We start from the raw sequence: 12,644 nt of genomic DNA, 5'->3' as shown, positions 1-12,644 counted from the left end.
CAAACCGAGGCAGCGGTCAGACACGTACCCGGAGGTAGTAGAACCTGGTCGTCTGGGCCGCGTTCTGGTTGTCGTCGCTCACCAGGAGGACCTTCAGGCGGCCGGTGTGGTCGCGGCCCGTGATCGTCATGCCCTCGATGTTGTCCAGGAGGGGGTTGGGCTGGGGCTGCTTCGCCGTGGCGCCGAGGGAGGGGCAGCCGGCGATGTCGGCCAGGAGCGTCTTCTCGGCCAGGCGCACCCCCGGCTGGCCGGTGAGGTTCTCGATGCCGCTCGTGTCCGTGGCGTGGCGGAGGTCGGCCAGGTAGAGGCGGACGGTGTTGCCGACGCCGGCGGTGAAGCCGCGCTCCAGGACGAGGAGGCGGCCGTCGGGGGTCGCCTGGACCTCGGGGACGCCGAGGCCGGCGTCGGTGCGGTAGGCGTACTGGGCGCCGGGCGTGAAGCGGCCGTGGTGGCGGGTCCAGGTCTGGAAGCGGACGATGCCGGCGGAGTCGCCCGAGAGCGCGTACTCCATGGAGGCCAGCAGGGTGTGGCCGCCGGGCAGCATGGTCAGGCCCTCGAAGGTCTGGTTGGCGGTGGCGCGGCCGGCCGGGGCGACCTGGAGGGCGGGCGGGACCGGGAGGCGGTCGAGGATCGCGCCGTCGCGGGAGTAGCGGCGGATGGACGGCTCGGTCTCGGAGGAGATCAGCCGGGTGCCGTCCCGGTCGATCACGAGGCCCTCGGAGTCCAGGTCGGCGCCCTTCTCGTCGGCGAGGTGCACGGCCGCCCGCGGCTGGAGCGTACGGGCGTCCAGGCGGAAGAGCGACGAGCGGTCGGCCAGGGCCGCCAGCGAGCCGTCCCGGTCGACCGCGAGGGCGGAGAAGTTGCCGACGAAGGTGCCGTCGTACGTCGTCTTGTCGAGCGCGTCGGAGAAGCGGTCGATCGACACGGCGGCCGAGCAGGCGTGGCGCGCGGCGGTGCCGGCGGCGGCCGGCCCGGCGGCGGCCAGACAGGTGGCCGCCGCCAGGCCGGCGGTGAGGGTGGCGAGTACGGTTCTCAGGCGCATGGCTCTCACCGTAGGACTCGTCGGTGACGTGCGCGAGACCGCCTCGTGAAGGGTCAGCTCCGCGGCGGTACGGCGACGAACGCCTCGCGCGGCTGGCTGGTCGGGGTGTAGCGGGTGACGCCGCTGGTGGTCGGCACCAGGTCCTTGTGGATCGCCTTGGCGACGTTCTGGATCGTGGTGACGCCGTAGCTCATGGTGCTGTTGTCCTGCGTCAGCACGGTGATCATGTAGTCGCGGCCGGCGCCGTTGAAGGTGCCCAGGCTGTGCACCCGCCAGCCGTGCGTGGAACGCTGCAACCAGCCGTTCTTCACGTGCACGGAGACCGAGGACGGCGCGCCGGCCGGGGTGCCCCAGCGCTGCGAGGAGACGACCTGGCCCATCAGCTTCAGGATGTAGGCGCGGGAGTTGTCGCTCAGCACGCTGTTCTTGGCGGTGACGAGCTTGAGGAGCTTCTGCTCGTCGTTGACGTTCTCCTGGGTCAGACCCCAGTAGCCGTTCGCGCCCGGCACGGTCTTGGTCATGCCGGCGGCGGCCAGGAAGCCCTTGATCTTGGTCATGCCGAGCTGCTTCCAGAGCTTGCTGGTCGCGTTGTTGTCGGACTGGGTGATCATGGCCTTGGCGAGCGACTGCTCGGTGCTCGTCAGGTACCGGTTGTGCTTCTTCGCGTCCCACAGCAGCGTGGCGAGCACGGTGACCTTGACCGTGCTGGCCGAGTCGTACGCGCTGGTGGCCCGCAGGGTGCAGGTGGTCTTGGTGCCGCGGTCGTACAGGCCGATGGCGACCGTGCCCTTGCGGTTGGCGAGGGCCGCCGTGATGTCCTTCTTCAGCTTGGCGGCCAGGCCCGCCTTGGCGGACGTACAGGTCACGGTGGGCGTGGCCGCGGCGGCCGGGGCGGCGGCGGTGACCGCCGGCACGAGCAGCGCGGCGCTGACGGCAGCCGCGAGCACGCCGGCCCGGCCGGATATCCGGTGAGTCATGGAGGTTCCCCCTTGAACGTCGTACTGGCGTCCCCCTGAACGCCGTTGAGCGCACCTGTGCGCTGCATGACTGGACTCGCCGAGGCGATCGATAGTTGTACGCGCGTTCGGAGATGCGGAGTTGCTCACAATGAGCAGGAACATGCCAACGCAAGAGCGAGGGCTCCCTGCGGTCCTACTAGTCCCACTTCTTCCCTCACACCGGCGACGGCCGTCCGGCCGCCGGGCGTGTCCCGCCGGCCGGCCCCCACCATGGCGGTGCCCGGCGCGCTGCCGGGCGTCCCGACTCCCCTTCCTGGAGAGCCACATGAAGCAACAGCTCCGCGCCTGGACGCTGGCCGCCGCCCTCGCCCTGACCGCCGCGCTCGTGCCCGCCGGGACCGCGACGGCCCGCGCCGCCCAGCCCTCCTGCCCCGACGGCTCCGTCTGCCTCTGGAGCGGCGAGGGCTTCGGCGGCTCGTACTGGGAGTGGACGGCCCGCAGCGGCTACCGCGACCTGCCGCCGAGCCTCCACGACCACGTGGGCTCCTTCGTCGCCTCGACCCGCGCCTGCTTCATCAACTGGGGTCCGGTGGAGAAGCGGGACGTCTTCAACGGCGACTGGCGCTCCCGCTACCTCGGCGACTTCGGCGGCCGGATGGACGGATTGGGACCGGGCGGCTGCTGACGGGAGGCTGTGCCACCCGGACGTTCGCCCGATCCCGGGAACCGTACAGTGGCGTCAGGATCGCGACGGTGCCCCGCACCCACCGGGAAAGCGGTTCCGGCTCGCGTTCTTCGGTGCCACGCCTTCTCCGGCAAGCCGCTTGGGCGCGAGCCCGGTCGGCCGATCAGCTGTCCGGCCGACCCAGGTGCGTCGGCGCGAACATCCGCAGCACGGCCGGGAGTACGACCACCGACGGGCCCGGGGTCGCCAGGGCCTTCGTCAGGTCCTGTTCCAGCGTCTCCGGGGTGGTGCGCGCCCCCGGCACGCCGAAGGACTCCGCGAGGGCCACGTAGTCGGGGCGGGTCAGTTCCGTCGCCGTCGCCTGGCCGAAGGCGTCCGTCATGTACTCGCGCAGGATGCCGTAGCCGCCGTCGTCGACGATCAGCCAGGTGACGTTCAGGCCGTACTGCTTCGCCGTGGCCAGTTCGGCGATCGAGTAGAGCGCTCCGCCGTCGCCGGACACCGCCAGGACCGGGCGCGTCGGATCCGCCGCCGCCCCGCCCAGGGCCGCCGGGAAGCCGTAGCCGAGGCCGCCCGCGCCCTGGGCCGAGTGCATGGTGTTCGGGCCCTGCGCGTCGAACGCGGACCACGCCCAGTAGGCCAGGATCGTCATGTCCCAGAAGGACGGGGAGCCGGCGGGCAGGGCGCGGCGGACGGAGGCCAGCACGTCCTGTTCCAGGGTGAGTTCCTGGGCGGCTATGCGCTCCGACACCCGGGCCAGGAGGTCCCGCACCCGCTCGGGCGCGGACTCGTCCGTGCGCTCCTCCACCGTCTCCAGCAGTGCCTGGAGGGCGAGGCGGGCGTCCGCGTGGATGCCGAGGGCCGGGTGGTTGGACTCCAGCTTGCCGAGGTCCGCCTCGATCTGGATCACCCGTCCCCGGGGCTGGAACGTGTGGTAGTTGGAGGACAGTTCGCCGAGGCCCGAGCCGACCACCAGCAGGACGTCGGCGTCCTCCAGGAAGTCCGTCGTGTGCCGGTCCTCCAGCCAGGACTGCAACGACAGGGGGTGGTGCCACGGGAAGGCGCCCTTGCCGCCGAAGGTCGTCACGACCGGCGCCTGGAGCTTCTCGGCCAGCCGGAGCAGCTTGCCCGACGCGTCCGCGCGGACGACCCCGCCGCCCGCGATGATCGCCGGACGGGCGGCGCGGGAGAGCAGGTCGGCCGCCACCGCCGTCAGTTCCGGGCGCGGGACCAGTTCGTCCGGGGTGGCGTCCATCGCCGTCACCACGGGCAGCGAGGTCTCGGCCAGCAGGACGTCCTGCGGGATCTCCACCCACACCGGGCCGTGCGGGGCCGTCAGCGCCGACTTCCAGGCCGCCGCGAGGGCGGAGGGGATCTGCGAGGGGGTGCGGACCGTGTGGACCGACTTCACCACGCCCCGGAACGAGGCCGCCTGGTCGGGGAGTTCGTGGAGGTAGCCGTGCCGGCCGCCGCCCAGGCCCGCCGTCGGGATCTGGCTGCTGATCGCCAGCACCGGGGCGCTGGCCGCCGCCGCCTCCTGGAGCGCGGCCAGGGACGTCAGCGCGCCCGGACCCGTCGAGAGCAGCAGCGGCGCCGCCTCGCCCGTGATCCTGCCGTACGCGTCCGCCGCGAAGCCCGCGTTGTTCTCCACCCGCAGGCCCACGTAGCGCAGGGAGGAGCGGCGGAGCGCGTCGAACATGCCGAGGGCGTGCTGGCCGGGGAGGCCGAAGACGGTCGTCGCGCCCAGCCCGGCCAGCGTCTCCACGACCAGGTCTCCGCCGTTGCGCCCCGGGGGAGGGTTCAGGGCCGCGGTGATCTGCGCCGGCGTCGGGCGGAGTACCAGGTCGTGGTCGTGGGTCACTTCGCTTCCGCGTCCTTCCGGGCCGCCGCGATCCGGCGGCTCATGATGGTGGTCAGTTCGTACGCCGTGTGGGAGGCGGCGACCGAGGTGATCTCGGCGTGGTCGTACGCCGGGGCCACCTCGACGACGTCCGCCGACACCAGGTTGCAGCCGGCCAGCCCGCACAGGATCTCCAGCAGCTCGCGGGAGGTCATGCCGCCCGCCTCCGGCGTGCCGGTGCCGGGGGCGTGGGCCGGGTCGAGGCAGTCGATGTCGATGGAGATGTACAGCGGTCGGTCGCCGATGCGCTGGCGCAGCTGGTCGGCCACCTCGTCGGCGCCCCGGCGGTAGACGTCGGCGGAGGTGACGATGCCGAAGCCCATCTTCTCGTCGTCCGTCAGGTCCTGCTTGCCGTACAGCGGGCCGCGGGTGCCGACGTGGGACAGGGCGGAGGTGTCGAGGATGCCCTCCTCGACCGCGCGGCGGAACGGGGTGCCGTGCGTGTACTCGGCGCCGAAGTAGGTGTCCCAGGTGTCCAGGTGGGCGTCGAAGTGCAGCAGGGCGACCGGGCCGTGCTTCTTCGCCACCGAGCGCAGCAGCGGCAGCGCGATGGTGTGGTCGCCGCCGAGGGTCATCAGACGGGCGCCGGTGCCGAGCAGGTCGTCGGCGGCGGCCTCGATGGTCTCGACGGCCTCGTTGATGTTGAAGGGGTTCACGGCGATGTCGCCGCCGTCCGCGACCTGGGCGAGGGCGAACGGGGAGGCGTCCTGCGCCGGGTTGTAGGGGCGCAGCAGCCGGGACGCCTCGCGGATGGCGTTGCCGCCGAAGCGGGCGCCCGGCCGGTACGAGACGCCGGAGTCGAACGGCACGCCCACGACGGCGACGTCGGCGGTGCCGACCTCGTCCAGGCGGGGCAGCCGGGCGAAGGTCGCGGGTCCGGCGTACCGCGGGACGCGGGAGGAGTCGACGGGGCCGCGGGGCGTCTCGTTGCTGCTCATGGTGAAATGCCTTCTTTCCAGCGCTTCGTCGCGCTTGTACTGCTTTCCCTATGACTCTACTGGTGAGCCGGGACCGGTTCGGACGGGAGTTCGGGGGAGCGTCCGGCGAGGCGCTCGCGCCAGGTGGCGAGGACCGTCTCGTCGGTGGGCCGCGTGGCCAGGGAGACGGCGACGTAGGCCGCGAGGGAGGCCAGCAGGCCGTAGTAGACGGGCTCGTTGGCGAGGATGCCGTAGCCGGCCATCAGGCCGACGACGGCGAGGCCGCCGACGATCACGGAGGCCAGCGCGCCCTGGACCGTGCCGCGCTTCCACAGCAGGCCGCCCAGGATGGGCACGAGCAGACCGCCGACGAGGAGGTTGTACGCCACGGTGAGCGCCTCGACCACGTTGTTCAGGGCGATCGCCGTGCCGATCACGACGAGGCCCATGACCAGGATGAACACGCGGTTGCCCGTGACCTCGTCGTGGTCGTCGCCGTCCCGTCGCACGACCCCGCGCAGGCGGGACCAGATGTCGTTGTTGGCGACCGTGGCGCAGGCGATCAGGGCTCCGGAGGACGTCGACATCACGGCGGCGAGGGCGGCGGCCAGGACCAGTCCGCGCACGCCGACGGGGAGTTCGTCCTTGACGATGGTGGCGAAGGCGTCGTCGGGGCTGCCCAGCTTGGGGTAGAGCACCTTGGCGGCCGTGCCGATCACCGCGCCGGCCAGGGCGTAGGCCAGGCAGTAGGTGCCGGCCACCGTGCCGCCCCACTTGGCGGTCCTGTCGTTGCGGGCGGTGAACACGCGCTGCCAGATGTCCTGGCCGATCAGCATGCCGAACGTGTAGATCAGGACGTACGTGAAGATCGTCTCGCCGCCGATGCCCAGCGGGTCGAAGTACCCGGTGGGCAGCTTGGCCTTCATCTCGGAGAAGCCGCCCGCCTTGACGACCGCGATCGGCAGGAGCAGGAGCAGCACGCCGATGGTCTTGACGACGAACTGGACCATGTCGGTCAGGGTGATGGACCACATGCCGCCGAGGGTCGAGTAGGCGACGACGATCGAGCCGCCGAGGATGATCGCGACCGTGCGGTTCATGTCGAAGAGCACGTCGAAGATCGTGGCGTAGGCGATGGTGGAGGTCACCGCGAGCATGAGGGTGTACGCCCACATGACGACGCCGGAGATCACGCCGGCCCGGCCGCCGTAGCGCAGGTCGAGCATCTCGGAGACCGTGTACACCTTCAGGCGGGCGATCCGGGCCGAGAAGAAGACGGAGAGGGCGAGCAGGCCGAGGCCGATGGTGAAGACCATCCAGGCGCCGGAGAGGCCGTACTGGTAACCGAGGCCCACACCGCCGATGGTGGAGGCGCCGCCGAGGACGATCGCCGCCATGGTGCCGGAGTACATGGCGGGCCCGAGGCGGCGGCCGGCCACCAGGAACTCGCTCTTGGACTTGGCGCGGCGCATCCCCCACCAGCCCATGGCGAGCATGCCGGCGAGATAGACGACGATCACTGTGTAGTCGACGGCCATGGGGCCCTCCTTCGCGCACTGTCCGGTGGCGTGTCGTGCAGGTTCTTCGGGGATGTGCCGGCAGCGGCTCGCGGGGACATCCGCCCGTACCCGCGGCTGCCGTGCCCCTTGAGGCTAGGTGGCCGGAAAGCGACTGCGAAGTGTACGTTTCATCCAGATGAACGGGGCGGGATGGAAGGAACGCACACCATGCCCGAGACGATCACCCCGGCGGTCCCGCCCACCCCACCGGTCACGCTCCAGGCGCTGCTGGCCCGGGACGACCTCGCCCTGCGGCAGATCGCCGGGCCGGCGGACCCGGGGACCGTGATCCACTGGGCGCACACCTCGGAGATGGCCGACCCCTACCCCTATCTGCTGGGCGGCGAGCTGCTGCTCACGGCCGGGGTGCACATCCCCGAGGCGGCCGGCTCGGGCACCTACTTCGACGACTACGTCTCCCGGATCGTGGCGGCGGGCGGCGCGGCCCTCGGCTTCGGGGTGGCCCCGGTGCACGACACGGTCCCGCGCGCCCTGGTCGCCGCCTGCGACCGGTACGGCCTGCCGCTGCTGGAGGTCCCGCCGCAGACCACGTTCTCCGCGGTGGCCCGCGCGGTCTGGCAGCTGATGGCACAGGCCCGGCTGGCCGAGCTGCGCCGGGTCACCGAGGCCCAGCAGAGTCTGGCCGCTGCCGCCTCCCGCCCGGATCCGGTCCCCGCGGTGCTGCGCCAGCTGGCCCAGCGCCTGGGCGGCCGGGCGGTGCTCTACGGGCCCGACGGAACGGAGATCGCGGGGGCGGGCCGGGAGACACCCGAGGGCGCGCGCAGGGCGCTGGCGGAGCTGGCGGGGGTGGTCAGGCACCCGACCGCTCCCCCACCGGCCGCTCCCCGCGGCGGACCGCACCCGACCCCTTCCGCACCGAGCGCACCGAAGGTGCCGAACGCACCGGGCACGCCGGCCCCCCGCCCGCACCCCACCTCCGCCACCGACACCCACGGCGCCACCCACCTCGCCGTCTACGCCCTCGGGGCCGGGGAAGGGTTCGTGCTCGGGGTGGCCGCCCCCCGCCGTGACCCGGGTGATCACACCATCGCCTCCGTCGCCGCCGTCCTGCTGGCCCTGCTGACCGGTGAGCACCAGAGCGGGGCCGGGGCGGCCCGGTCCTCCGCGCTCGTCCGGCTGCTGCTGGGCGCCCAGCCCGAGGAGGTGGCGCCACTGCTCGGCACCGGGCAGTGGCTCGTGGTGCACGCGCGGCCGGAGGCCCAGGCCCCGGACGCGGTCGCCGCCTCCGCGCTGGGCGCCGCCCTGGGTTCGCCCCTGGTCGACCTCGCCCGCGACGTGGTACGCGTGCTGGTGCCGGCGGACCGGGAACCGGGGCCGCAGCCCGGCTGGACGCTCGGGGTGAGTGCCGCGGCCGGGCCCCGGGAGTGGCCGGCCGCCGACACCCAGGCCGCCCGTGCCCTCGCCCGGGCCCGCGCCACCCGCACCCCGCTGGTCCGGCACGCGGCCCGGCCTGCGCTGGCGGACCTGGTGCCGCGGGCGGACGCCGAGACCCACGCCCGTACGCTGCTCGCCCCCCTCGCGGGGCAGGCCGCGCTCGCCGACACCCTGCGCACCTGGCTGTCCCTGCACGGCAGTTGGGACCGTACGGCGGTGGCGCTCGGCGTGCACCGCAACACCGTGCGGCAGCGGATCGCCCGCTGCTCCGCCCTGTTGGCCGCCGACCTGGACGATCCGGACGTGCGCATGGAGCTGTGGTTCGCGCTGCGCCGTGACTGACGGCGACCGTGCGTGGCCCCCGTCCCAGCGGGCGATATGCCGAGGACGCGCGCCGGGCACTGCCCCACAATGGGAGGCATGCCGATATCCGGGACACCCAGCCGCGCCCAGCTCGTCGACCACCTGGTGCGCACGCGTATCGCGGGGGACGTCGCCACGCCCCGCGAGAACAACCTCTCCCACTACCGCCAGCTCGCCAACGGTGTCCGCAACTACTGGCTCGGCCTGGAACTGGGCGACCGCTGGACGGACGAGCAGGACGTGCTCGCGGTCATGGCCGAGCGGGTGGGCGTCAACGACGACCCGGAGTACCGGTACGGGCAGGACACCATCGACCCCGAGTTGACGGTGGACGCCCTCGACCGCATGGCGGCGCGGCTGCGCAAGGCGGCCGAGGACCGGCAGCGGGTGCTGTTCGCGACCGGGCACCCGGGCGGCCTGCTGGACGTCCACCGGGCCACGGCCGCCGCGCTGCGCGCCGCCGGCTGCGAGATCGTCGTCATCCCGGACGGGCTCCAGACGGACGAGGGGTACGTGATGCAGTTCGCGGACGTGGCCGTGCTGGAACACGGGGCGACGCTGTGGCACACCCACTCCGGTGAGCCGATGCGGGCCATCCTCAAGGGACTTGAGCGGGAGGGGCGCCCGCTGCCGGACCTGGTGGTCGCCGACCACGGCTGGGCCGGGTACGCGGGACAGCACGGGGTCGACTCCGTGGGGTACGCCGACTGCAACGACCCGGCGCTGTTCCTCGCCGAGTCCGAGGGCACCGTGCAGGTCGTCGTCCCGCTGGACGACCATGTGGTGAGCCCGCGGCACTACGACCCGATGACGGCCTACCTGCTCGCCGCGGCGGGCCTCGTCTGACAGCGCGCCACGCGGGACGTCTGATGCTCCCTCAACACTGAGGTGCGGCCCCGCAGGACGGGGCCGCACGTCGTCAGTTCCTGGTCGGCTCAGTGACCGCCGCCACCGCCACCGCCGCCGTGGCCTCCGCCACCGCCGCCGTGACCGCCGCCGCCACCACCGTGGCCGCCGCCGCCACCACCGTGACCGCCGCCACCGCCGTGACCGCCGCCACCACCGCCGTGGCCTCCGCCACCGCCGTGGTCACCGCCGCCACCGTGGTCACCGCCGCCACCGTGGTCACCGCCACCGTGGTCGCCTCCACCGTGGTCGCCTCCACCGTGGTCACCGCCACCATGGTCACCGCCACCGTGGTCGCCGCCATAGTCCCTGCTGTAGGAACTCTGGTCGGTGTGGTCCGCGGCTGAGGCGGTTGCGGCCGTGCCGATCGCGGCTCCTCCGGCCAGCAGCACACCGCTGGCGGAGATCGCGACGAGACGCCTCGCTCGCTGTGATCGCATGGGAATACCTTCCATTTCCATCGTCTCTCCCGGCTCCCTGGGGGAGGCGCGAGGTGGATGGCCGTCGCCGCTGCGAAAGGGGAAGAACGCGGCGCGGTCTTCAGGTGTCGCCGCAGCCAGGAGGAACTGGGGAACGAAACGGCGCCGGGCACCTCGTAACGGGTCTGCCGGGCATGCCGTTCACTGCGGCTTTCACTCAGAGAGCCTAGTCCGACATAGGTCACGCGTCATCTCGGAGAGCACCCGGGTCACGGCCGTCTCGGCACCCGGACAACACCCTCCTGGATGACCGAGACGGCGAGCTGCCCGTCCTGGGTGTAGATGCGGGCCTGGCCGAGGCCCCGGCCGCCGTGCGCGGACGGTGACTCCTGGTCGTACAGCAGCCATTCGTCGGCCCGGAAGGGGCGGTGGAACCACATCGCGTGGTCCAGGGAGGCGCCGACGACGTCCCCGACGGCCCAGCCGCCGCGCCCGTGCGCGAGCAGCACGGAGTCGAGCAGGGTCATGTCGGAGACGTAGGTGGCGAGGACGACGTGCAGCAGGGGTTCGTCGACGGCGCCGCCGAGCTTGCCGTTGGTGCGGAACCACACCTGGGAGTGCGGCTCCCGCGGCTCGCCGTACCGCCCGTACGGCGGCTCGTCCACGTACCTGAGGTCGATCGCCTCGCGCGCCTGGAGGAACCGCTCCACGACATCGGGGGCGAGGTGGCCGTAGCCGCCCAGCCGCTCCTGGGAGGTCGGCAGCGTCGCCGGGTCGGGCGCGGCGGGCATGGGCGCCTGGTGCTCCAGCCCGTCCTCGTACACCTGGAAGGACGCCGACAGGTGGAAGATCGGCTTGCCGTGCTGGACGGCGACCACCCGGCGGGTGGTGAAGGACCGGCCGTCACGGATGCGGTCCACGGTGTACACGATCGGCGCGCCCGGGTCGCCGGGGCGCAGGAAGTACGCGTGCAGGGAGTGGGCGGGCCGGTCCGCGGGGACCGTCCGCCCGGCGGCGACCAGCGCCTGCGCCGCGACCTGCCCGCCGAAGACGCGGGGGACGACGGCGGAGCGGGACCGGCCGCGGAAGATGTTCTCCTCGATCTGCTCCAGGTCGAGCAGATCGAGGAGATCCTGGAGTGCCTGGCTCATGGTGTGCGGTTGTACCGGCCGGTGATCGCGCGCCGGTGTCCGGGGCCTTACAGGCCCATGTCCTTGGCGATGATCGTCTTCATGATCTCGCTGGTACCGCCGTAGATGCGGTTGACGCGGTTGTCCGCGTACAGGCGGGCGATCGGGTACTCGTTCATGTAGCCGTAGCCGCCGTGGAGCTGGAGGCAGCGGTCGATCACGCGGTGGGCGACCTCGGTGCAGAAGAGCTTCGCGGAGGCGGCCTCGGCGGGGGTCAGCTCACCGGCGTCCAGGGCCTCCAGGGCGCGGTCGGCGACCGCCTCGGCGGCGTCCACCTCGGCCTGGCAGGCGGCCAGCTCGAACTTGGTGTTCTGGAAGTGGGCGACCGGCTTGCCGAAGACGGTGCGCTCCTGCACGTAGCTCTTGGCGAACCGGACGGCGGCCTTGGCCTGGGCGTAGGCGCCGAAGGCGATGCCCCAGCGCTCGGAGGCCAGGTTGTGGCCGAGGTAGGAGAAGCCCTTGTTCTCCTCGCCGAGCAGGTCCTCGACCGGGACCTTGACGTCAACGAAGGCCAGCTCGGCGGTGTCGGAGGTGCGCAGGCCCAGCTTGTCCAGCTTGCGGCCGATGGAGTAGCCCTCGGACTTGGTGTCCACGGCGAACAGGGAGATGCCGTGGCGGCGGTCCTCGGCGGTCGGCGCGGCCGTGCGGGCGCAGACGATCACCTTGTCGGCGTGCACACCGCCGGTGATGAAGGTCTTGGCGCCGTTGAGGACGTAGTGCGTACCGTCCTCGGAGAGCTTGGCGGTGGTCTTCATGCCCGCGAGGTCGGAGCCGGTGCCCGGCTCGGTCATCGCGATGGCCCACATCTCCTCGCCGGTGACGAACTTCGGCAGGTAGCGCTTCTTCTGCTCGTCGGTGGCGAGCATCTTGATGTAGGGCAGGGCGAGCAGCACGTGCACGCCGGAGCCGCCGAACTGCACGCCGGCGCGGGCGGTCTCCTCGTAGAGGACGGCCTCGAACTTGTGGGTGTCCAGGCCCGCGCCGCCGAACTCCTCGGGCACGCTGATGCCGAAGATGCCCAGCTCGCCGAGCTTGTAGTAGAAGTCGCGCGGCGCCTGGCCGGCGGCGAACCACTCGTCGTACACCGGCACGACCTCGGCCTCGATGAAGGCGCGAAGGGTCTCCCGGAACGCCTCGTGATCCTCGTTGAACACCGTACGGCGCACGCCGTCACCTCCACGTACCTGACATCGGCATGTCTAAGCGCTTGCTCACTCACCGTACCGGCGAGTACGGAATCCCGTCCAGGGGGGTCCCGCCGTAACGCTCGTCACGCTTCCCTCAGGGGCCGTGCCGATCGTCACGGCTC

Annotated in this window: 11 protein-coding genes; 4 read left to right on the top strand and 7 right to left on the bottom strand. The window is 72.3% G+C overall.

The window, feature by feature from the left end:
- Positions 1-16 precede the first annotated feature (16 nt).
- Positions 17-1,042 carry an esterase-like activity of phytase family protein gene (locus AQJ11_RS01140; RefSeq protein WP_059261513.1) on the bottom strand — a complete coding sequence of 342 codons (1,026 nt, stop codon included), beginning with the start codon at positions 1,040-1,042 and terminating at the stop codon, positions 17-19.
- Positions 1,043-1,095: 53 nt separating this feature from the next.
- On the bottom strand, positions 1,096-2,019 hold the full coding sequence (locus AQJ11_RS01135; protein WP_014672868.1) for a serine hydrolase: 924 nt from the start codon (positions 2,017-2,019) through the stop codon (positions 1,096-1,098).
- 307 nt (positions 2,020-2,326) lie between these two features.
- Here AQJ11_RS01135 and AQJ11_RS01130 point away from each other — a divergent pair, with 307 nt between their 5' ends.
- Complete coding sequence (locus tag AQJ11_RS01130) at positions 2,327-2,686, top strand: peptidase inhibitor family I36 protein (RefSeq protein ID WP_014672869.1); 360 nt, start codon at positions 2,327-2,329, stop codon at positions 2,684-2,686.
- A 163-nt stretch (positions 2,687-2,849) separates the two neighbouring features.
- Here AQJ11_RS01130 and AQJ11_RS01125 read toward each other — a convergent pair whose 3' ends face one another.
- From AQJ11_RS01125 to AQJ11_RS01115, 3 genes are read right to left on the bottom strand one after another with little or no spacing between them, the layout of a single operon-like run.
- Positions 2,850-4,547, bottom strand: coding sequence for a thiamine pyrophosphate-binding protein (locus AQJ11_RS01125; RefSeq protein WP_014672870.1), 1,698 nt, complete (start codon positions 4,545-4,547; stop codon positions 2,850-2,852).
- Positions 4,544-5,524, bottom strand: coding sequence for an agmatinase (gene speB, locus AQJ11_RS01120; protein ID WP_059261512.1), 981 nt, complete (start codon positions 5,522-5,524; stop codon positions 4,544-4,546). The genes AQJ11_RS01125 and speB overlap by 4 nt, the downstream gene beginning before the upstream one ends.
- Before the next feature lie 56 nt (positions 5,525-5,580).
- Positions 5,581-7,041 carry a sodium:solute symporter family protein gene (locus AQJ11_RS01115; protein ID WP_059261511.1) on the bottom strand — a complete coding sequence of 487 codons (1,461 nt, stop codon included), beginning with the start codon at positions 7,039-7,041 and terminating at the stop codon, positions 5,581-5,583.
- A 171-nt stretch (positions 7,042-7,212) separates the two neighbouring features.
- On the opposite strand from AQJ11_RS01115, the gene AQJ11_RS01110 reads away from it, so the two are divergent.
- The 3 genes from AQJ11_RS01110 to AQJ11_RS50260 all read left to right on the top strand — a co-directional run bounded on the left by AQJ11_RS01110 (position 7,213) and on the right by AQJ11_RS50260 (position 10,073).
- Positions 7,213-8,799, top strand: a complete 1,587-nt coding sequence (locus tag AQJ11_RS01110) for a PucR family transcriptional regulator (RefSeq protein ID WP_059261510.1) — start codon at positions 7,213-7,215, stop codon at positions 8,797-8,799.
- 78 nt (positions 8,800-8,877) lie between these two features.
- Positions 8,878-9,666, top strand: coding sequence for a phosphatase (locus AQJ11_RS01105; protein ID WP_014672874.1), 789 nt, complete (start codon positions 8,878-8,880; stop codon positions 9,664-9,666).
- Positions 9,667-9,758: 92 nt separating this feature from the next.
- Positions 9,759-10,073, top strand: a complete 315-nt coding sequence (locus AQJ11_RS50260) for a hypothetical protein (RefSeq protein ID WP_059261509.1) — start codon at positions 9,759-9,761, stop codon at positions 10,071-10,073.
- 341 nt (positions 10,074-10,414) lie between these two features.
- Here AQJ11_RS50260 and AQJ11_RS01095 read toward each other — a convergent pair whose 3' ends face one another.
- Both AQJ11_RS01095 and AQJ11_RS01090 read right to left on the bottom strand, forming a co-directional pair.
- Entirely contained in the window at positions 10,415-11,296 is an 882-nt protein-coding gene (locus AQJ11_RS01095; RefSeq protein ID WP_014672876.1) for an acyl-CoA thioesterase, read from the bottom strand.
- Positions 11,297-11,343: 47 nt separating this feature from the next.
- Positions 11,344-12,501: an acyl-CoA dehydrogenase family protein gene (locus tag AQJ11_RS01090; protein WP_014672877.1), complete on the bottom strand. Its 1,158-nt coding sequence runs from the start codon at positions 12,499-12,501 to the stop codon at positions 11,344-11,346.
- Positions 12,502-12,644 lie beyond the last annotated feature (143 nt).

This window comes from Streptomyces corchorusii (assembly GCF_001514055.1).
GTDB classification, from domain to species: Bacteria; Actinomycetota; Actinomycetes; order Streptomycetales; family Streptomycetaceae; genus Streptomyces; species Streptomyces olivaceoviridis.
Note: the sequence above shows the minus strand (reverse complement) of the source record. Positions and strands in the feature narration are given on the sequence as shown.